Raw genomic sequence first — 21,507 nt, forward strand, 5'->3', positions numbered from 1 at the left:
TCTAGATGGCCCCTTAGCTCAGTTGGTTAGAGCATCCGACTCATAATCGGCAGGTCCCCTGTTCAAGTCAGGGAGGGGCCACCACCTAGAACAACACTTTCCTCGTAAGTACACACTAACAAATCAACCGTAAAATATATTTTTATAGCAAATATATAGCATGTTCATCCTCAATTTTTTTAAGAAATTTAGAACAACTCAAATATGTTTAGATCTGAATAATTTTTAGAGAATAAAGAGCAGATGGGTTCAGGTTTAATAAATTGATAAATCAAACTATAAGCTATTATAGAAACTAAAGTTCGCCAACAGCTTATTATAATTCAAATCAACCACAAGCTTTTAAGAAAGTGCTACCCAGTAGTGGTGCCTTTCCAATGTAGACGGTATGTAGTCATCTAGAGTAATTAATTCCTCACTGTATCATCTATTTTAAAATTAACGAAAATCTAAACCTTACTCAAAGGTTGAAGAGTAATCATCTATTATTATATATTTTATTCTTACCTATTACCCTTCCGCTTTCTAAGTGAAATGCTCCACTAAACTCAACTCTACTGTAAGTCTTAGCAGAGCTTATCCCCCCACCTATAACCCCCTTTTCGCCAAGTAAGGTCCAAACTACTTTTAGCTTGTTATCTTCTAGGAATTTTATAAAAGCCCCCTTTTTAATAAGAAGGTGAGCCTTCGTGGCATAAACAGCTTCAGCTGCAAAGCAAATCTTTTCCCCACTTTCATCAATCAGGCTCCCTACTTCATCTCCTGGAACTAAGTTCATCTTGTCTATAATCATTGAACTTGGTTTTAAGAAGCTCAAAGTTTCTACCTTTGAACGATCGAACTCTTCTTCCCAGTGATAATTTATAGAGTTCACGCTTACTTGTGCAATAAATTCCCGAGAGTCTTTATCATGAACGTCTACCCATTCACTACCCCCATAGTAATCTGACTGAAAACACCTAAAAGCTTGAGACCAACAAAATTCACGATCAAATAATTGGTACCGATCACTTCCTTCTGGCATCCATCGCCCCATGAAGTGTTGACTACTTACCCACTTTATAAATTCGTCATAATCATCTTCTTTTACCAAATAACTTAGAACATGACACCATACTTCCTTTCTCGGGTAAGCCCATTCTTCGTTTCCAATTTTCTTAGGTTCTTTCCAAGCAGGATAACTTTGTAACACAAGCCATTCCTCACCAGTAGAATCAACAACTTCCATTAGTTCTTCTGGCTTGTCTAAGGTTTTATGATCACTTACCCATTCATCAAAAGAACAATTCCAATCGAAGACTTCTTTGCTAGCCCACCAACAATTACTTTGCTTTAATTTTTTAATTCCTGTTTTTTGAATCAGGATTGTTGGATCTATATCCCTGACATATGGATCCCATGGGCCTATGTAAGGGTTTTCTTTTCGTTCATCCCCGTAACCTTCATAGCGAATGAAATTATCTGCTAGTCTAGCCATAAATTCGTAATAGGCTATCCATTGATACTTTTTACCTATACGCTCTTGATTCGATTCATTACGACCTCTACCTGTTCCTACAGACTTATCAAAATCTAGATGTTTTTCTGGGCTCCAGCCTAAATCTATTACACGTTCAAAAATAAAGCGTTGGGCAATTCTCAAGTCAAAATGACTATCAGTATCATTCAATTTATGATTGTGATCCAAGTAAGGTTCAATTTCAGTTTCAAAGTATTTAAGCTCTTCATTTTCAAGTGAAGATTTAAAAACAACATTATTAGCCTTTAGTTCCTCTTCTTTTTTTCGGCCAACCACTACACCATAATTTATTTTAAAATTACTAGCTTTAAGCTTTTTTTCACTACCTTCAGTAATTATAGGGTCTAAAGCATCAAATAATTTTCTTTTACTTGATGAAAGTGTAGTGAGAAATTCTTCATATATTTTCTTACGGTTTATTGGAACTTCGCCTATTTTGCAACCAGACCAGTCGGAACGGTTATGATTGGTTCCAATTGTATACCTAGCAAAATCACCATAACTCATCACTGAACTCCAAAGATGTGAATAACTATCTTTATCATATTTACTTTTTAGATCAGCTTCTGAAGGTATACAATTAGGCCATGAGCTATTGTATGGTGCTATAGTTTTATTGATGTCAATATTTAAATCATTACCAAGATATACGGTATATTCAATAATACCTCTAGCATAGTCACGAAGTAATATATGGGGATATACTTCTTCTTTGTTGAAAATAGTTTCATATACAGTATGAGCTAAAACCTTCAAGCTATTAACTTGTTTAGTCCTCAAAGCGCACCCATATGCTATAGCGTATATCCTCTCTATAACGAAAGGATCATCAACATTATCAAACTCTTCTATTAGCTCAATTAAAACATCAATTCTATTTTCAAGTAATTTAACTAATGCCTTCGTAGTGCAGTCCCTTAATTCCCTATTCGATGAAGTTAAAAACCAAACCAAAGTTATTGAAGCAAGTTTTATTGAGTCATTTGATATGTGAGACTTATCATTGTCACTCCACGCCCAATCAATTAAGTAGCGAAATGATGATTCTTCACTGTATTTATCTCTTAATAAAATAGTCCATAGTTTATCTCTATCTGGTAATGTTTTATTTTTTAGAATCTTATGTAAAAAATTAGCGTTATAAGGGTGTCCGTCAGCCGCACTTAATGAAACTATAGTTTCGAAAAAAAAGTCATAAGCACCTTGGTATTTAAATACACTATTTACAAGGTATGGCTTTATTTTTTGATGATCTATCGTTTCAATTTTACGCCAAACTAGACTTCTGATGAATGCTTCAATAAATGAACGATTTTTTTCATACTGAGGTAGCAATTCATATAACTCTCGATCAAATTTTTCGGGTACTTGTATAGCTAAAGCCTCTATAAGGCCTTGGTTTAAATTGAGTGTATGAACACTTTCAACATATTCGTACAGTTTTCCTTGATCGGAGAATTCATATTCTATGTCCGAAACAGTTTCCAAAAGAAAGCTTGCAGTTAAATGATCATCAAAGCGTTCAAATGCTAGATAAATACAATCTATACCTTCATTATGCTCATTCCAAAACGGGCTTTTAGATAAAACCCCCTCTTTTATCAGGTCATCAATAAAACCTTTCTTATTAAGGTAAGGACTAACAGTATCCTCAATTATTTGAAAAGCTTTCAAGTAAGGTAAATACTTATCTTGATAGTCTGACTTATGCTTTATGAGTGCATCGATTGAGAGTTTTACCAAATTCACACTACTGCTATAGCCATAAACACTTTCAGAAGAAAGTTTTAGATTTACGCTATTGATATAGAACTCTAGAATGGAAGATATTCCCTTGAGCCCTGTAGGAATTTCTTTTAACCCTCTATTATTTATCCCTTCACAAAAAAGCTTTAAGAAAAGCGGGTTTTTAAATTCGGGGTTTAATAAAGGCACTACGGGTCTTGCAATTTTATAATTGTCAAAAAATAAATTAACAGCATCATACTCAACATTCTGAAACCCTAGGTGTTTATACTCTATAAAATCATTGCGGGTTATTTGCTCAGGTAAGAGTGTTAACTCTTTATATGTTGATCGAATAGATAAAACTAACCCTAGCCACTCATATTGTTTAATTTCATCAATAAAACTATTGATGAAATTAGACCAAAATTGGTTACCTTTACCTTCATTTATAGCATCTACAAATATAATGACTCTTTTTTCACTTTCTTTTCCATATAAGTTAAGTTTTCTCAGAAAGTCTTCTGAAGTACTGTTTAATTGTAAAAGTTTAAATATTTGTCCCCACGGAGCTTCATTAGTTACAAGTTGCTGTCCTAGTATAAACACCGTTCCAATATCATTTTCTAATCTAGTATTTACTATGTCAGCTAATAGGTGTGACTTTCCTATGCCCGCTTCACCTTCAAGTAATAAGTATGGGTTGTTGGCTAATTTAACCGCAGTAGAATTTAGAAAATTTATGAAAGAAGAGCATTCATACCGAAACTCTCTCAGTTCACGAAGCGATGATGAAAATTTGTTATCGAATTTGTCTAAGTCTTTATCTTCTTCACATTTACTTCTTAAATTCCAAAGATAATCTTCTACTTCACTCACTGTAGAACAGCAATGATTCAATAGCTCTTGAAACTGCTCAATAGGAATATTGATGTGACTAGTAAAATCGGTAAGCTCAAATAGCTCACGAAGGTTTTTAAGGCTATCTTTAATCGGTTCAATATAAAGCTTTAGACTTTCGTCAACTCTAAGCTTATTACCTTTTATAAGAACTATATCAAAGTGTTCAAATACCCATTTTGAAAATATTTCAGTTCTGCCAATCCCTTCAAAAATTTGGGCTACATCTAGCTTAAAATTAAGTTCAGGAGTGTACCTTTTTCCTAAATCAGATATTGCAGATCTAGATTTTTGATCCAACCAATTTGAATCTAAAGAAAATGTTAACTTATTATCAATCGACTCTAATAACAATCTGATTTTAAAAAGTGAATCACCAATTTCAAATATCTTATCTTTATAGTTTTCTTCAATATGTAGTCTTTTTAACTCTTTTGAATTGCTTATTTTTGTATAAAAACTTCGATAAAAATCAATTAATTCATTTTTATTTGGAGGCAAAATATTGGGATTTTTTTTAAACTCTAATTGTAAATCATCTACCGATCTTTCTGATTTAAACAGTATATGTTGATTTAAGTATGTAAAAAGAACTTGCGAGTGGTAGAACGGAAATTGCCCCGTGGACTCATCATAAGAATATTTCTTTTGATGTTCAGCAATCACTTCTTCTATAAGTGTAAATAGTAGAGAACGGTATTCTTTTTTAGGAAAAAATAATTTTTTAAGACTTCCATAACCTTGATCTGCTAAAAATTGGTCTACCATTTTCATGGCTACATATGTTGATATCACTGAAATCGTAACAGGTTCCATTGTTTTTCGCTTTCTATCTGTTTTTATTAAGTTAATTTTATTTTTATTGTAATTTTTTTATATTAAAAAAGATATGAGAAAGTCTCAGAAACAATCTAGTTATCAATAAAAATTATGAAGAATACCTTCTTCTCCTTCAGTCTTTAGTACAGTTATTTACAGAACTCCAAGTTGTTAAATACCTAATCAACCTATCCCACCTATAACAATCTGTACTAGGTGGGATAGGTAACAAAGGTCTAATCAAATATTTCCTCTAGTTTATGGCCTAAAGCATTGGCAAACTTTCGTTGAAAATCGATTTTTTCTGGTAATTCGTAATAAGCATTCCTGCCACTTTTACCAATCGGTTTAATTCCCAACCGACTTAACAATTTGCCAAGACCACTTCTAACTCTAGGTTCTGACAATTGATGGTGATTGCTATCAAGCCAGTGCCTGCAATTCCTTATCATATCTTGTGTACTTATCCGCCGCTGACCATCAAAGGGTTTATCACTTAATAGTTCATTAATTAAAAACTCTTGGTAAGGTGATAGGCTTGCTAACTTTTCATCTAGCAATGCTTGGGTCATTGGTGCCTTTCTAGGGTTAAAATCACTAATATCATAGTTCATTAGATAATGAAGTAAGTATTCAGCTCCGTCATTATCAATCCATTGCCAAAGTTTTTTAAAATAAGGTATGTTTTGAGCGTATTCTGCTGATGGTTCTAAAACAATATACCGACGTTCCCTACTACCAGCGCTTATGACATTGTCATGATTACTGGCAAAGAAAAAACGGCAATAGTTAGGCACCTGAATAACATCTAAACCTTTTCTTTCAAGACTTAACCTTGGCTCACTAATTAGCCCTTTAAGCTTATCAGCTGTTCTGGGATCAGTAAGATTGACTTCATCAGCAAAAACTAACAGCTTATTTGCACTTACTGAGTTAAACCTACCTGTTAATTGATAGGCACCATTAACCTGTACAGCTAAATTACCCAATATTCGCTTTATTGGTTCAAACAAAGTACCTTTACCTGTTCCTTCAACCGACTTCATTATCACCGCTACACTTGGCTTATCATCAGGCTCTTGGACCATATGTGCCAAAAATCCAATAACGTAATTAGATGCTTTTTCATCACCGTTACAAATTACCTTTTTAATGTGAGTAATAAACGGTTTAACATCGCCTTCTTTGGGCTTTAAGGCAAAGCCCTCAAAAAAGTTAAAAACAGTGTCAGGGCATTTACTTGGGTTTGGGTAAAAACTAACACCTCCTGGTTTAAAGTTTTTACCTGGCCAACTTAACCAAGCCTCACCTAAATTAAAACCGACAACTTTTGGCTCATGCAAAAAGTAGCTTTTAAACTCAAGAAGGCTTTCAAATGCAATAGATTTACCATCAACGGGGCAATGTTTCTTAGAAACAATTTTATGTTTACTACCCACAGTAACGTGTGTGTATTCCATGTTTAATGCTTCTAGCCGTTGAAGGTCATTAGCCGATAAGGGCTTATCGTTAATAAAGTTATAATTGCTTTGGTTTTGGTTATTTTCCGTTACGGGTGTATTGCGCATCAACGCGCCTTGATGCGTTAACGGGTAATTATCCCATAACGGTTCACTCTGGTTTGTTTCGCTTAAAGGCGTTACCGCTTCATGTTCGAATGAAGGCGAATACTCATCATTAATAAAGTTATCCATGGTTAACTCCTTCTAACAAATGACTTTGTTTTATAAAGCTGTTTAACCAAATGTCTAAATCTTCTTTAAGATAACGTACAGCGCGCCCTATTTTAATAAATGGTGGTGCAGGTGTTCTATTTTCTCTATTTCCTTCCATACGCGATTGGCGTAAGAAAGACCGACTCATGTTAATATATTCTGCTGTTTCTTGTTCTGTCATTGCACGTTTCACAACGGTCATAACGATTTTCCTCATTGTTCATGTAAGTTTATTAATGTTGGTTAGGCATCACTGCTATACCAACGCGTTTTTCATGAACAAAGGTAAACAATCTAGGGCGAAAAAGTCAGATAATTGCGCCTTAAAGCGCCTTGATGCGTTAACGGAATTTATTAAAAGAAAATAAGAGTTTAAATATAAGAAATCATGCATCAATTGAAATTGATGCGCCATTTAAGTTATAGAGTATTAGTCAAACTAATTATAAAAATGGCACTAACAGCCTTAAGTTAGTACTCTTGAGTTTTTCTACATCTTGGGAATGCACTACATCCCCAAAACTTATTCCCCGCATTAGGACCTTTCTTAGCGGTTCTAACCAACATTTTATTACCACAACTAACGCAGCTTTTTTCATTTAGCTTTGGCTGAGTATCAATAGGCCTATTAGTTGATACTGAATCAATCATGCCTTTTAGCTGGGTTCCACCTATCAATTCAAGTGGTTTTCCTTTGGCAAAAACATAAGCTTCACCAGTATAAGTACCTGAACACATAACTATTGCTCTATCCGCATTTTCAGCAACCATTACACCGTATAATTCACGAACTGTTTTAACGCCTATTTTTTGTGTTCGCCACTGCTTACATTGAACTATAGCTTTTTCACCATTGCGTTTTAATATAAGGTCAATGCCACCATCAGCACCACCTTTAGTTTCAAATACCTTATAACCAAGACTTTTATAAACTTCACCAACAAGCATTTCAAACTCTCGCCATGTGATACTTTTTAATGGATCAGTTTGTGACTCAAAAGCATTTAAAAAGCCAAATGCACCCTTGCCCGACATTCTCGGTATTAATGATTTCTTATGAAGTGATTTAATTAAATCTATAAGTGCTATAAAAGCAATTAAGCTCGCAATTGGAGCAGCAAAAGTTGATAGTGCATTTGCCAAACTTGCACTAATTGGTGATTCAAAATAACTTCTGGGTAGTCCATCCTTTAGAAGCTCATAAACAATAAGGCTTAATGGACCGTTTACCCACCAAGGTAAAGTGAATAGTAAATCTAATATTGAGCCGTTCCTTTTGGCCATGATAAATCCTTTACTATATATTGATTAAATTTTTCACATAGTATTTCATAAAAAGTAATTAAAAGCATTCTAACACTTTGGTTTATAGGTAAAATTGCTGACTTCCAGTTACTAAATTACTGACACTATTATTTATCTATGCTAACGTCAGACAAGACCAATTAACTGCCGTTGGCTAGTAATAAAAATATCGAATTTTCGCTGTGTTAATATAAATGCGTGAAGGCGAGTTTTAACCGACTTTAACCTTCGATTAAATAATTAGTTTAGCTAACTCATTGAAGTTTAACCCCAAAAAAATGATAACTGTCAACATCAAACTTTTAACTATAAGAATTAAATTATGAATGAAACCATAAGAGAAGAAGTTGTCGAATTTGAAGAACATGGCTTAGATATAGCTAGAATAGATTCTGATAGCACCTCAAAATTGTCAACACTGTCTTTCAGTGCCTCTCCAAACATTCACATTGAAAAAAAATTAAAAATCAATCAGCCCTTTGTGATTAATGTGCCAAATTATGGAGTAAAAGAAATAAAATTGACTCGTGTGGACACTTTTGAAGTATCAGTAAAAGTCAAAAACACTCCAATATCACCAAATATTAAATTTATGAAGGGGGTCGATAATTCCCCTTTCCCCGAACAAGAGAAAGAGATTATCAGGCAGAAGTTAGAAAGCATGGAGGAGGAAATTAAGCATAACTCAGAGCTAACTCAAGAAATAAAAGACGATTTATCTGAACATGTAGCATATGTTAAAAATTCATTAGAATATTTGGGGCGAAAAGATTGGTTTATTTTAGCAATGGGCTTATTGGGGAACTTTGCATCAGGAGCTTTTTATGCACCAGATGTTGCAATTGAAATGGCGTCTAGTATCTCAACTGCTATCCCTCAATTTTTAGATTCGGTGGTTCATGCTATTCCAACCATAAATAGTAGTTTAGCTAGACTTAACTCTGATAGCTAATAAGGAGCTCAAGTCGACAATTTAGCCAATTAGGTTAACCGCGGCAGCTTTATGTTCTGGAGCAAGATGGGCGTAGCGTAATGTCATTTTTAAATCGCTATGGCCCATTAATTCTCTAACTGTATTTAAATCAACACCAGCCATTACTAATTTACTAGCAAAGTGATGACGTAAGTCATGAAATCTAAAATCATTAATTTCAGCTTGTTTTAAAAGATTAGACCAAGGTTTTTTAATATCGGTTAAAGGTTTACCTTCCGCACCGTTGAAAACATATCCTTGATTAGTTGTGTCGAACTGCCAATTATTTAAAGCTACTAGTGCTTCATTGTTTAATGGAATATGGCGACCTTTGCCCGATTTAGAATTGCCAGCAATTACCGTTAAATACTTCTGTTCTAGATCTACATTCATCCACTCAAGTGATAGCAACTCCCCTCTTCTCATACCTGTATTCATAGCTAGTAAAACAAGTGGTTCTAAATAATCACAATAGTTAAAATTTCTCAGCTCAGGTAATAATGGATAATGCCTTTGTTGTCTGAACAAATTGCCATTCTCACGTTCTACCTTAATTCTTTTATCACGCTCTTTTAAAGCATCTCTGAGTGCTTTTTCTTCTACATCTGTTAGGTAACGAACAACTGCATTATCTACTTTAAAAGATTTAACTTTATTCAGATCATGGCTTTCAATAATATTCCACTCAACAGCTCTGCTTAATGCTCCCTTTAATGTATTAACATAGCCATTTATGGTTGAAAGGCTCATGCCTGATTTTTTCTTTTCAATGCGCCATTTTTCAATATCCCAAGCATGAATTTGAGAAAGCTGTTTTTCCAAGTAATTAGGAAATGCTCTCTTAATTTCTTTGATGATTTTGTCAGAAGTTTTAGGGTTGCGAGTTTCTAACCAAGGTAGATATCTTTGCTCAAGGTATGAATTTAATTTTGCTTGTTTCGCTATTATAGTTTGACGTTTAGCTTCTTTTTTAACTTCTTGAACATCAATACCATGAGCAACTTCGCCAAGTTTAATTTTGGCTAGGTCTCTTGCTTGTGTTGGTGTGATTTCAGGGTGAGTACCTATTTTAAAATTAACCTGTTTTCCTTTGATACGGTAGAACAAATAATAGGTAATTCTACCCTTTGGGCTTATACGAGCATGAAATCCTGATAGTTCTGTATCATTGACCCTTCCATCTTCAACTTGTAGGGCCTTGATACTGGAATTCGTTATTTTTAGGCGCTTCGTCATTTTTAGTCCCTTGAGTAGTATTTATATTATTTGTAGCAAAATTGTAGCAAACCGATTGTGGTACAAAATACAATCATAAACAACAAAAAACAAAACAATGAACATAGTCGGTTGTATTTAAAAGGATTTATTTAGATTCAAAGTTTATGATTGTTCATTGAAATTCACCAAAAAACACTGAAAAATCACCCTCGTAATCGGCAGGTCCCCTGTTCAAGTCAGGGAGGGCAACCATTTTCTTTACAAACAGACTTCCACGAGAATCCCCAATAACAATACATATAAAACAGACTTTGTAGTGTCGTTTGATTCTCCCTACAATTAAAATTTAAGTTCATTCAGCCTGATAATTGTATTAATGATAATTTTATTTATCAATCACTCTTAAATACTATTCAATACATAACCTATGTTTAGTTAATTTATTATAATACCTTCTCAAAATACTCTATTAGCATACGTTTGTCGTACCCTATCAAGCTATTAGCTTCTCTACCAAACAGGCTATTGGATAGATAGCTCATATCTTTAATATCAACTTTATCAGCTAGCATAACGTTACCTGCTGCATCTTTGATTACATACTCGAACGACATGCGCGGGATATATAAATCCTTCAGCACACGTATTTCCTGCATGTTGTACCTAGTCTCACCTGCTAAATCAATATCAGTGAAAGTAATATCTATAGTTACATCAGCTTCTTTAAAGTGGTCAGCTAATGCCTCAGCCAACTTATTAGCTACACTCTGCTCGAAATCAGACTGTATACCAGAGTTACCTGTGTCTATGTCACTAAAATCACGAGGATTAATCAATGTTACTGTCGCTAATCCATCAGTAGCTGAGACTGTTTCTGGTTTTTCAATAGTGCTTGAGCACGATGCTAGTAACATAGTTAGTATTAGTGTTAATAGTTTTTTCATAATATTACTCCTATATAGATATAATATTAGTACCCAATATTTCAGGAGTACATAGTTAGGCAAATTTTCGGGTTTTCACTTTTTGCAGGTTTTCACTGAATTCGCTTTCCTCCATTCACCAGAGACCGAAGAGGTCATCACCTCAAAGATTCACGTTTGAGCTCGTTCGAGCAGCAGTGATGTTCGATAAAGGATCGGATTCACATTTTGAGAGGGAAAAAAAATAGTTATTTTTTTATTGTTAGGGCACATAAAAAAGGCCACTCCTTTGGCCTTATAATCGGCAGTTTCTCTGTTCAAGTCAGGAAACGGCCACCATTTTTATCAACACATCCTTGCATAATTGTCCATTTTAAAATTAAACTTACTTGGTAAGTTCATAAGTAGACCTTAATTACTACGGAGCTAAGAATGTTAAATTGATCCATTCTATGTCATGCGCACGATCCATCCTATACACACCTCCAGTACCAGCACAATTACCATTGATACCAAAAGAAGTGACACCGCCAACTACATTGCTATCCCCCATAAAGTTGGGTCCACCAGAATCACCAAAACATGTGCCTCCGGTTGAATGATTATTAGAAAGTAGCATTGAAAAATTACCGGTAAAACCTGGTGAATTAATCTGAATGAGACGTGGCGTTGCAAACATCCGGTTTAAGTTAGCTTCGACAAAAACAGGGTTAATCTTTTGTAAACCATACCCTACAGCGGTAAATGTCTGATTTTTTTTACCCCTTCGTTTTGCTAAAGCATTAAGTGCGTCTGCATTCGGTAAAGTCGCATATTCTGCTAATATCACAGGAGTGCTTAAAATGACGATACCCAGATCATTTAAGAAAAATGCTTCAGGGTTATAATCTGGAGATGTATGAATCGAGTCGAATTCAACAGAAGTTTCACCTGAAAATGGATAACCATCTGCACGAATTTCCGCTTCATTATTTTCGAACCAAACTCTCCCTCCAGTTGCTCCAGAAGTACAATGTCCAGCTGTCAGCATTACAGTTGATGACAGCAACGTACCTGAACATCGCCAAGCGGGCGCGCCATCTACGTCAAAAATTAGCAAGCCAACATGAGGGTGTGAATCGCCATCGAATTCACCATCAGTAACGGCAAATGAACTTTTTATGAACAACAATATTAAAATGGTTAGATAACCCATATATTTTTTAATCATGAATTTGTCCTTTTTTAATTCCAATAATCATGTGTTTACAGATAACCATCCGGTTCAATAGTTACCATCAGGATACAAAAATACAAGGTAGTATCCTTACACCCACCACAGTTTTTAAGTATTTCGTTTCAAGGACTGCAGGACACTTGAGGGTTTGCATTAAACTGTAAAGAAAAATTGTAGTATATATATTTAGCTAATCAACTTGGGCTTAATTAAATTTCAAACCGCTCTCCCCCCTATTGCGCCACTCTGGGTATCTTATATGAAGGCCCACAAACTGTAGTGGTCAACCATTCCAATTACAGCGTTCTCAGGGTCAAATAACATTTTTATGTTTTGAGCTATACTTTATTTAACAACAATATGTCAGGAATATTTATGCCTTTTTACTTTTCGATAAATAAAAATCATAAGAACACTCTTTATAAAGTTGCAAAGATTATTAATGTTGAACCTAAAAGTTGCCTAGATTTTGCTATTAAGCATCGAAATAGCACTCAATCTATGTTTAACGAGGTAACAATTGAATTGTTTTCAACAATTAAAGTTAAGAATAAGCCTATAGCAAAAAAACTTTACGGTCATTTTCTCAATGAGCTTAAAAAAGAAGGGGTAAGTATTTTGGATATTAAAAAATCACAGTATAGATTCAATAGGTTGCTGCGCAGGTAGTACATACTGATCAATAATCAACAACACTATACCGTTCAATTTCGAGCACCTTTATTTATATTTTACTAGTTCAAAAATAGGGTTTGAATAGTTCTTCACATTTAGCAAAACTCATCCAATTATCTTCGTAAATATACTCATACATTCTCTTAATAGACATTTAGCAATCTACTACTAAACTATTACTATCAATCGAAGGTCAATTGGAGTGTTATGATGAACAAGGTAACAAACAATATTATACTTTCCGTGTGCCTAGTTGTTGGTCTGTTAGCGTGCTCCCCTGAGGTTAAGGAAAGCAAAACTAACGAGCCAGCCAAAGAAGCAGAGGTTAAGCAAGAAGTTACAAGTGAACAGACTAAAGCCGTTGTGTTATTACGTGGTCTGCCAACACTAAACACAGTAAGCAGTGTCGCTATCGTTGAATTAGATCCAGAATCTGACAATTTCGGAGAAATCCTCAGTGAGTTCGAGACTCCTGATATCAATAGCAATGCCCCATTACATCACCTCTATTACAGCCCAATAGGTCGTTTGTATGCAACCTCACTTGACCCTTTATGCAGTCTTGCGGAAATTGGGCTAGTTCGGGATGCTACTGGTTCTCCTATTATCAAGGGCGTTGATTGTCTCGATACCAATGGCCAACAAGTTGGTGAAGATATTATGTGGCACTCGGTAAATGGCACTCAATACATGTTCGTAACGTTTATGGGCGGAACTGGTGTTGATCAAGCCGATGGCGGTTCCATTGGTGTTTTTGATCCTCAAAGCAATGCCATAATCAAAATAATTGAAGCTCGAAAAAGTCAGGTTGGAGAAGGTGAACCCTTTATTATGTATCCACATGGGATATCTGCCTATGGCGATCGTATGGTGGTGTCCTCTACCGTTCACCCTGATTTGGCAACGGGCGTGGGTAATAACATAGTTATTATTGATCTGAATACTTTTACGCCAATACAAAATATTGTGGTGGAAGATGCTAAGCCAGTTGGTTTTCCATCATCTCCTGTTGAGGTATTATTTGTTCGACCTGATATTGTAAAAGACGTCGAGCCGGCAGTGCTGGTTAACACTATGTTTGGCTTTGAAACATGGAAAATACCCTATGATGAAGCCAACAAAACCTTTGGCAGTCCGGTAAAGCTTTATGACGGTGTTGAGCAAGGTACAGGAGTTCCGTTAGAGTTTTATGGCAACGAGTCTGAACTATTTATCAGCCATGCTTTGCCTGGTGTAGTCAAACGATACCATTTGTCTAGCCTACCAGAACTAGTCACTTCAGGCCCCGATATTGCCGCCGACCCTGGTGCCCATCATATGATTTTCTATCCAACCCAATCAGGTAAGCAAGTGATCGCTGTGCAGAATAATTTGCTCAACCTCGGTAACGGGGCAGATAACGACCCAACCGATGTTGACTTTATTGCTAAGGTCAATGCTCATACCATCAGTGTGCACGACTTGGCTACCAGTGAACGGCTGGCAACAATAGATTTTAAAGCCCGTTATAAAAAAGGTATCGACAATGTCGAAGGCTTGTTTGGCTCGGGTTTTACTCATCATCACTAATACGTAAGATGTCAAAGCCAGTATTAATAGCCACCATTAGCTGTTTGTCACTTTTAGGAGTGGCGTACAGCTTTTTTACTGCAACTGATGTAAACCCTACACCGCTGTCTTCATTCACCGCTCCTTTTGTTTACGGCCACTTTAAGGTTCCCAGTGAAAACCCATTGTCCAAAGAAGGTGTCGCACTAGGGCGTCTACTATTTTATGACAAACGTTTGTCTGGAAATAATACGGTTTCATGCGCCACTTGCCATTTACAACGCTTGGCTTTTACCGATGGCAAAGCTAAATCCGTAGGTGTATCGGGAAGAAAGTTAGCGTTTAACAGCATGAGCCTGGCTAATACATTGTGGGGACCACAGCACTTTTTCTGGGATGGTCGTGCCCAATCTTTGGAAGAGCAGGCACTGATCCCAATACAGCATCCTGATGAAATGGCACAAGATCTGGATGAGTTGATTGCTGAGCTAAAAGCGGATGAGTATTACCTAACCCTGTTCCGTCAGGCCTATGGCCAAATTAACGCCCAAAATATCGCCTTCGCAATTGCCAGTTTTGAACGAACTTTAGTGTCTTCCAATTCTAAATACGATCAATTTTTACGGGGTGAGTTAACACTTACCGGGCAGGAAGAGCATGGCAGGAAACTATTTATGGCACACCCAGACGTTAAGGCCAGTTTGCGCGGAGGTAATTGCATAGATTGTCATAGTCAGTTTCTCACCAGTGGCTTTAAAGCCAAGTTCGATGGTTTCGCCAATAATGGCCTAGATAGTGATAACAACCTTGAACTCGGGCTTGAAAAGGTTACTAAAATGAACACTGACAGGGGTAAATTCAAAGTACCAACATTACGAAATATTGCATTAACGGGGCCTTATATGCATGACGGTCGATTTGAAACGCTCGAGCAAGTACTCGATCATTACGATCAGGGGATCAAGATAAGTGCTACTTTAAGTCCATTGATAATGGAGGCAAATAACCAATTAAATGATGATGAACAAATGCAGATCAGCTTGAACCTAAACGAAGATGAAAAACTGGCTATTATCGCTTTTTTACACACCCTTACCGACTATACTTTTATCAGTAACGAGCAATTTTCTAACCCTTTCCCAACAGAGCAGGCGCAGAATGAATAAAATCTGGATTACATTGTTATTGATTTGTGTAGTGTCGGTTGCCAGCTGGTTTTATTTGGTTAATCAAAAACAAGCAGGTACTGTCACTTTGCAGTTTCAGGCTCGAGTTGGTGACAAGCCTCTTAAATTCAACCAAACAATTTATCCCAACCCCGGTGGCGAGGGTCAATTTCAAATACGTAACATACAACTGTACCTGAGCAATATCCAATTGCAGGGTAAAACTCACCGTTATCAGCTAACTGATAGTTATCATCTAGCTCGCTTTGACAATGCTTCTAAGAGTTATTTGATCGAATTTCATGATGTGCCTTACGATCAGTACTCTAAAGTGATGATTTCAATCGGTGTAGACGAAAGTGCAAACTCCTCAATCATGCCCAGAGGCGATTTAGATCCAAATAATCGGATGGCCTGGAGTTGGGAGGTTGGCTACAAATTCATTCTGTTTGAAGGTACTTTAGCACAAGCAGAAAAAATACAGCCTTTGGTTTACCATGTGGGGTTTAGTGAAAATTACAAACCGCTGGAATTTCAACTGCCTAAACCAATAACCCCTGAAGGAGCACGCATCAACTTTGATGTTGATATACTCGCCATGTTCAATTCATCTGAGACCATTAATATGGTCGAGCTGCCAACAGTGAAATTTGATCGAAAAGATGCACGCTTAATAGCTGAAAACTATGCCTCAATGGTAACCTTATCTGCCGATAGCACAGGGTTATCTAGGCCGAAAAAGGTAGATAAATAAAGTTTATCCCGTCCAACAGAAGTAATTGCAAACAGCATCGACGCTAAAGACCTTTATAAACAGTTAAATGATGATGTCGACAGTCCCCGGTTCAATTTAAAGGGACTCCAACACTTTGACAATGCTCCCAATCCACTGTTATTTTATTGACCGTAGTTTATAACAGCATTTCATCTTACGTTGAATTCACACACCATGTTAACTAACCCCTGTTATTTCACCATTTTCCAACAGCTTTATTTTGATTGCCGCGGGCTCTTTCGGTAATCCTGGCATGCGCATGATATTACCAGTTAGCACAACTAAAAATCCTGCGCCTGAATTAACTTGAATATTTCTCACTGTTACCTGAAAATCTCTTGGTCTACCGTGTAAAAGCGGATCGTCGGATAAAGAGCTTGGGGCTTTGGCAATACAAATAGGTAAATGCTCAAGTTGTAAATGCTGCACATGATGTAAATCTTTTTCCGCTTCTTTGGTCAAAGCAATATCTTTCGCCCCATACAAGGCCTGACACACCTTGCTGATTTTATCAAACACTGAATCTTCCAACTCATACATAAGTGTAAAAGGTTTCGACTTAGCTGCGGCAAGTTTAACTTTTTCAGCTAACTCGATAGAGCCTTTACCACCTTCGGCAAAGTGATTACTTTCGGCAAATAAAATGCCTTTTGCTTCAACGTGTTTCTTGATAATAGCAATTTCTTCATCGCTATCATTGGCAAAGCGATTTAATGCAACAACTGGCTCTTTATTGAATAATTGAACACTTTCAATGTGCTTATCTAGGTTTTCTAAACCTTGTTCAACAAATTCTAAATTTACCGTGGTTAGATGGCGTTTATCCATACCACCGTGCATTTTCAAGGCTCTAACTGTGGTCACTAATACCACAGCCGCAGGGTCAAGTTCAGCGATTCGGCATTTTATATTAAAGAATTTCTCTGCACCTAAATCAAAACCAAATCCAGCTTCGGTAACTGCCCACTCTGCATGATGCATCGCCATTTTTGTCGCCAAGATACTATTACAACCATGGGCGATATTGGCAAATGGACCGCCGTGAATAAAAGTTGGAGTACCCTCCAGAGTCTGTACCAAATTAGGGTGCAGTGCATCTCTTAACAGTGCCAATAGAGCACCGGTAATGCCTAGCGCTCTGACAAACACCGGCTCATCAGAGTAACTGTAACCTATTAGAGTATTATTTAAGCGCCTCTCTAAGTCTTTGAAATTTTTTGTTAAACAGAGTATCGCCATAATTTCAGAGGCAGCGGTAATATCAAAGCCCCCTTCCCTTGGGATACCCTGCATTTTGCCACCAAGGCCAAGTACTATTTTTCTCAAGCTTCTGTCATTCATGTCCATGACTCGGCGCCAGACGATTTGACGCGGATCGATATTAAGTGAATTACCATGAAACACACTATTATCAATAGCGGCCGAGATCATATTATTGGCGCTGGTTATGGCGTGAAAATCGCCGGTAAAATGAAGATTAATGCGTTCTACAGGCAACACCTGTGAATAGCCACCACCTGTGGCACCACCTTTCATCCCCATACAAGGGCCTAACGATGGCTCGCGCAATGCCAGACAAACTGAGTCACCTAACTGGGTGAAAGCTTGGCCAAGCCCAATGGTGGTTGTGGTTTTGCCTTCACCAGCAGGTGTTGGTGTGGTAGCTGAAACTAAAATTAACTTACTGTTCTTATGTTTTGATTCTTGCTTTAGCGCATCGATATTAATTTTAGTAATGTCACTACCGAAGGGAATTAAAAACTGCTTGTCAATATTCAACAATTGGGTTATTTCTGTTATATCTTTAGGCTGACATTGTTTGGCAATTTCATTATCGGTAAGCATAACTCATTCCTTAATAGTAATTCTTGTTGAATTATTATCGATGCCAATAAGCTTCCCCTAAAAAATACAAGGCACGAAATAATTTAATACCAATTTAGTATATAACCAGACGATTAGCAAAAAGGTGTTTGAATTATCGTAAGCTATTAACAGGTAAAGATAAATTACACATGGGAGTTTGCGAGTTTAAGGTTTGCGAGCAACAATTTGTGCTACTGCTTGTGAGCCTTGTCCATCACCTTTACCCACAGTGCCTTCAAAGTAGTGCAACACTTCCCAACCAGAAAATTGCTGCAATAGTTCATTGTGTTTTAATAGAAAGTTTGGATTTTTAGGTCGGCCAAATTGAGGGTGTTCTGTAGTAAAGGTTTCATAGATAACCAATCCTCCAGATTGTATTGATGCTTTGATGCTGTCGAACAAAGGACGATGTAAATAACGATAAACGATAACTGCAGCAAAACCTTTATCAGATAAAGGGCTAGTATTTTCATCTTCAAAATCTACTTGCCATAACTCTGCTTTTCCAAAATGCAGCGAATTAACACTTGTTTCTGAAATTTTTTCTAGTGATGTTTCATTTATATCCGCAAAAGTAACCGAGATACCATTACTAACCAGATACAGACCATTTCGACCGCTGCCACAAGCCAAGTCGAGTACTGAAAGCTCAGCATTCAATTTTTTGATTTCAGTTAAGTACTCAGCCAGTAAAGGCGAATGTGGTTCAACGGTGTTTATATTAGATATCATCAAATAACTCTAGCTTGTTATACCAAGTCCATTAAAGAACAGCATCTTATCATTCTTGATAAAATATGGCATTTGTAAAGTAATGTTCAACAAATAACGTTATACAGTGAAATTGCCGAGTTTCACAAAGCAGAATTAACAAAGTGATAAAAGCTCCTCAACCTCCTGAAAGGCTACAGGCTCAATTTAACTCCCCTTTTTTCAAGTTTTTATTTGCTCCAAACAATGCTGCCAGTTTTTTGTAGCTAGCACGTCCAAGATATCTTAATAACAGTCATAGTGTGACAAATACCAAATTATTGGTTAACTTAGTTTATCAGCTACTATTAATACCTATTGTTGTAGAAGAGTTTAAGTATGGATACCTATATAAAAATAATTAAATCGGTCAATTACCTTGTCCTATGTTTTTTACTGACAAGTTGTGGAGGTGATTCTAATACCGACGATGAGCAACCGTACACCGTTCTCGAATTAGCTGCTCCTGCAGCCTCTACACAAGGTTTTCGTAAAGCCAATGATAGCGAAGAAACTCTTACGACGCTCAGAAATAATATGCTCTATTCGGCCAATTATTATTACTTTAATGGTGCGCCGGAAGTGGCAGTCGACACTGTAGCTGAAGGAGCAGTAGAGAGCCCAGCAGCCTCAGAGGCTGATTCAAACTATTCAAAAACTAATACCATTGAAGCTGGGGTCGATGAAGCTGATTTAGTAAAATATGATGGTGATAATCTTTTCGTGTTAGTGAATCATGCTGGCAGTGTTGGTGTTGTTGATGCCATAGCAGCAGAGCCTATCCAAGATACACCTTGGTATTCGCAAGAATCTTACATTCGCATCATGCAAACTGGTGAAAACAATCAAACCAATGAAGTCGCTCGTATTAAATCTCCTGATGAGCAGCAGTTTCAATCAATGTACTTAAACGATCAGCAACTCACTGTTTTTGCAAATGATTATCATTATAATCAATCGAATAACGACTGGGGCATTACTAATTATCAAAGCACATCAAGCGTGCATATCTACAACCATGATGTAAGCGTTCCCCAAACTCCTATATTGAGTAACGAAATTGAAATTGAAGGCTACTTATTACAAAGTCGTCGAATCGATAATAAGCTTTATGTGGTGAGTTCGTATAACCCTAGGCAACCACAACTGGAGTACCCTAACCCTGCAACCGATGAAGAATACAAAACCAATGAAGAACAAATAGCAGAATTATCTGCCCAGCAGTTATTGCCAATGATCCGCTTCAATCAACAAGAAGCACAATTACTTCATCAACCTGAAGAGTGTTATATCGCAGCCGATAATAACAGTAGTTCAGTACAAGGGAATATCATTAGCATCAGTGTATTTGATTTAAGCAATCCTGAGCAATTTAGTTCTAGTTGTATTAACGGCTACTACCACGACTTTTATATGTCAGCAGAGGCCATTTACCTCACTTCGACTATTTGGGCTGAAGATTATAATGATAGCAGTACTGTGATCCAGCAAATGCAACTTAATGAGCAAGGGGTAGATTATCGTGCAACGGGTATAGTCCCTGGTTATTTAGGTCAAGGGGCTAAGTTTAGAATAAATGAAAACAATGACTTAGTACGCATTATTACCAGCAAAAGAAGCGACGATGAAAGTGACAGGATAGATCATCAGCTATTTATCTTACAAACTAATGATGAAACGAAGCAACTAGAAGCTATAGGGCAATTACCTAATGAACGTCGCACTAAAGAAATAGGTAAAGCCAATGAGGATATTTTTGCAGTTCGTTTTTTCCAAGAGCGGGCTTATGTTGTAACCTTTGAGCGTACCGATCCGCTTTACATTATTGATTTATCTAGTGCTAGTGATCCCCTTATTGCTGGGGAACTGGAAATCCCAGGCTTTTCTACCTATTTACACCCACTTGGTAAAGATCACTTATTTGGTATTGGCCAAGAAGGTGATGGCCGTGATGGAGTAAAGTTAGGCTTGTTTGATATTTCTCAGCTCAACCAGCCAAAAGAATTAACCAGTACCGTTATTGGTGATAGATACAGCTGGAGCCAGGCACTTTATGAACACCATGCAATTTCAGTATTAAAAACCGCAACAAACCAGTATCGCTTAGCCTTCCCTGTTGAAGTAAACGTTTTTGACGATAGCGTCGGTTATAGCCGTTGGGATCATACGGGGTTATACCTCTTTGATATTGACTTAGAAAATGAAACAAAACCATTAAGTAGTACTGGCGTGATCAAAGCAGAGCAACGTGCTCAGGAACGTCAATACCCATACTATTACTCGAGTGGCCGTAGCGTTATCGATGTAGATAATATTCATTACATTCATGGCCCGTTCGTTTTCTCAGGTGTATGGCAACAACCTGAATTAGCAGTGGGCCCTCAGTAAACCTAAATAGTACATTTAAACATCCA

At 36.8% G+C, this 21,507-nt stretch carries 14 protein-coding genes and 1 tRNA gene; 6 read left to right on the forward strand and 9 right to left on the reverse strand.

Going from position 1 to position 21,507, the window contains the following annotated elements:
- The first annotated feature begins 7 nt into the window (after positions 1-7).
- A tRNA-Ile gene (locus RI844_RS09300) sits at positions 8-84 on the forward strand.
- A 394-nt stretch (positions 85-478) separates the two neighbouring features.
- On the opposite strand, the gene avs2 is transcribed toward RI844_RS09300, so the two are convergent.
- The 4 genes from avs2 to RI844_RS09320 form a co-directional block, all read right to left on the reverse strand.
- Positions 479-4,960 carry an AVAST type 2 anti-phage system protein Avs2 gene (avs2, locus tag RI844_RS09305; protein ID WP_348398170.1) on the reverse strand — a complete coding sequence of 1,494 codons (4,482 nt, stop codon included), beginning with the start codon at positions 4,958-4,960 and terminating at the stop codon, positions 479-481.
- Positions 4,961-5,199: 239 nt separating this feature from the next.
- Positions 5,200-6,657 (reverse strand): primase-helicase family protein, encoded by a 1,458-nt coding sequence (locus RI844_RS09310; protein ID WP_348398171.1) that lies wholly within the window; start codon positions 6,655-6,657, stop codon positions 5,200-5,202.
- Positions 6,650-6,880: a helix-turn-helix transcriptional regulator gene (locus RI844_RS09315; RefSeq protein ID WP_348398172.1), complete on the reverse strand. Its 231-nt coding sequence runs from the start codon at positions 6,878-6,880 to the stop codon at positions 6,650-6,652. The genes RI844_RS09310 and RI844_RS09315 overlap by 8 nt, the downstream gene beginning before the upstream one ends.
- Before the next feature lie 269 nt (positions 6,881-7,149).
- The gene (locus RI844_RS09320) at positions 7,150-7,962 is read right to left on the reverse strand and encodes a restriction endonuclease (RefSeq protein ID WP_348398173.1); all 813 of its coding nucleotides are present in this window, start codon (positions 7,960-7,962) and stop codon (positions 7,150-7,152) included.
- Positions 7,963-8,305: 343 nt separating this feature from the next.
- On the opposite strand from RI844_RS09320, the gene RI844_RS09325 reads away from it, so the two are divergent.
- Complete coding sequence (locus RI844_RS09325; protein WP_348398174.1) at positions 8,306-8,935, forward strand: hypothetical protein; 630 nt, start codon at positions 8,306-8,308, stop codon at positions 8,933-8,935.
- A gap of 21 nt (positions 8,936-8,956) precedes the next feature.
- Here RI844_RS09325 and RI844_RS09330 read toward each other — a convergent pair whose 3' ends face one another.
- The 3 genes from RI844_RS09330 to RI844_RS09340 all read right to left on the reverse strand — a co-directional run bounded on the left by RI844_RS09330 (position 8,957) and on the right by RI844_RS09340 (position 12,292).
- Complete coding sequence (locus tag RI844_RS09330; protein WP_348398175.1) at positions 8,957-10,192, reverse strand: site-specific integrase; 1,236 nt, start codon at positions 10,190-10,192, stop codon at positions 8,957-8,959.
- Positions 10,193-10,617: 425 nt separating this feature from the next.
- Positions 10,618-11,118, reverse strand: a complete 501-nt coding sequence (locus RI844_RS09335; protein WP_348398176.1) for a DUF3016 domain-containing protein — start codon at positions 11,116-11,118, stop codon at positions 10,618-10,620.
- 397 nt (positions 11,119-11,515) lie between these two features.
- Positions 11,516-12,292, reverse strand: a complete 777-nt coding sequence (locus tag RI844_RS09340; RefSeq protein ID WP_348398177.1) for a S1 family peptidase — start codon at positions 12,290-12,292, stop codon at positions 11,516-11,518.
- Positions 12,293-13,195: 903 nt separating this feature from the next.
- Here RI844_RS09340 and RI844_RS09345 point away from each other — a divergent pair.
- Genes RI844_RS09345 through RI844_RS09355 form a run of 3 tightly spaced genes read left to right on the forward strand, consistent with a single transcriptional unit; the run spans position 13,196 to position 16,456 of the window.
- A complete protein-coding gene (locus tag RI844_RS09345) occupies positions 13,196-14,557 on the forward strand; it encodes a hypothetical protein (protein ID WP_348398178.1) in 1,362 nt (453 codons plus the stop codon).
- An 8-nt stretch (positions 14,558-14,565) separates the two neighbouring features.
- Positions 14,566-15,702: a cytochrome-c peroxidase gene (locus tag RI844_RS09350; protein WP_348398179.1), complete on the forward strand. Its 1,137-nt coding sequence runs from the start codon at positions 14,566-14,568 to the stop codon at positions 15,700-15,702.
- A complete protein-coding gene (locus RI844_RS09355; RefSeq protein ID WP_348398180.1) occupies positions 15,695-16,456 on the forward strand; it encodes an MbnP family protein in 762 nt (253 codons plus the stop codon). Before RI844_RS09350 ends, RI844_RS09355 begins: the two co-directional genes overlap by 8 nt.
- Before the next feature lie 198 nt (positions 16,457-16,654).
- On the opposite strand, the gene RI844_RS09360 is transcribed toward RI844_RS09355, so the two are convergent.
- Both RI844_RS09360 and RI844_RS09365 read right to left on the reverse strand, forming a co-directional pair.
- Positions 16,655-18,322, reverse strand: coding sequence for a formate--tetrahydrofolate ligase (locus tag RI844_RS09360; protein ID WP_348398181.1), 1,668 nt, complete (start codon positions 18,320-18,322; stop codon positions 16,655-16,657).
- A gap of 186 nt (positions 18,323-18,508) precedes the next feature.
- On the reverse strand, positions 18,509-19,075 hold the full coding sequence (locus RI844_RS09365) for a methyltransferase domain-containing protein (protein ID WP_348398182.1): 567 nt from the start codon (positions 19,073-19,075) through the stop codon (positions 18,509-18,511).
- A 357-nt stretch (positions 19,076-19,432) separates the two neighbouring features.
- On the opposite strand from RI844_RS09365, the gene RI844_RS09370 reads away from it, so the two are divergent.
- Positions 19,433-21,481 (forward strand): beta-propeller domain-containing protein, encoded by a 2,049-nt coding sequence (locus RI844_RS09370; protein WP_348398183.1) that lies wholly within the window; start codon positions 19,433-19,435, stop codon positions 21,479-21,481.
- Positions 21,482-21,507 lie beyond the last annotated feature (26 nt).

The sequence above is a fragment of the Thalassotalea fonticola genome (genome assembly GCF_032911225.1).
GTDB classification, from domain to species: Bacteria; Pseudomonadota; Gammaproteobacteria; order Enterobacterales; family Alteromonadaceae; genus Thalassotalea_A; species Thalassotalea_A fonticola.

Excerpts from the sequence above, each read along its gene's own strand:
- avs2 (WP_348398170.1), bottom strand. The coding sequence starts at position 4,960 with ATGGAACCTGTTACGATTTCAGTGATATCAACATATGTAGCCATGAAA.
- RI844_RS09310 (WP_348398171.1), bottom strand. The coding sequence starts at position 6,657 with ATGGATAACTTTATTAATGATGAGTATTCGCCTTCATTCGAACATGAA.
- RI844_RS09315 (WP_348398172.1), bottom strand. The coding sequence starts at position 6,880 with ATGACCGTTGTGAAACGTGCAATGACAGAACAAGAAACAGCAGAATAT.
- RI844_RS09320 (WP_348398173.1), bottom strand. The coding sequence starts at position 7,962 with ATGGCCAAAAGGAACGGCTCAATATTAGATTTACTATTCACTTTACCT.
- RI844_RS09325 (WP_348398174.1), top strand. The coding sequence starts at position 8,306 with ATGAATGAAACCATAAGAGAAGAAGTTGTCGAATTTGAAGAACATGGC.
- RI844_RS09330 (WP_348398175.1), bottom strand. The coding sequence starts at position 10,192 with ATGACGAAGCGCCTAAAAATAACGAATTCCAGTATCAAGGCCCTACAA.
- RI844_RS09335 (WP_348398176.1), bottom strand. The coding sequence starts at position 11,118 with ATGAAAAAACTATTAACACTAATACTAACTATGTTACTAGCATCGTGC.
- RI844_RS09340 (WP_348398177.1), bottom strand. The coding sequence starts at position 12,292 with ATGGGTTATCTAACCATTTTAATATTGTTGTTCATAAAAAGTTCATTT.
- RI844_RS09345 (WP_348398178.1), top strand. The coding sequence starts at position 13,196 with ATGATGAACAAGGTAACAAACAATATTATACTTTCCGTGTGCCTAGTT.
- RI844_RS09350 (WP_348398179.1), top strand. The coding sequence starts at position 14,566 with ATGTCAAAGCCAGTATTAATAGCCACCATTAGCTGTTTGTCACTTTTA.
- RI844_RS09355 (WP_348398180.1), top strand. The coding sequence starts at position 15,695 with ATGAATAAAATCTGGATTACATTGTTATTGATTTGTGTAGTGTCGGTT.
- RI844_RS09360 (WP_348398181.1), bottom strand. The coding sequence starts at position 18,322 with ATGCTTACCGATAATGAAATTGCCAAACAATGTCAGCCTAAAGATATA.
- RI844_RS09365 (WP_348398182.1), bottom strand. The coding sequence starts at position 19,075 with ATGATATCTAATATAAACACCGTTGAACCACATTCGCCTTTACTGGCT.
- RI844_RS09370 (WP_348398183.1), top strand. The coding sequence starts at position 19,433 with ATGGATACCTATATAAAAATAATTAAATCGGTCAATTACCTTGTCCTA.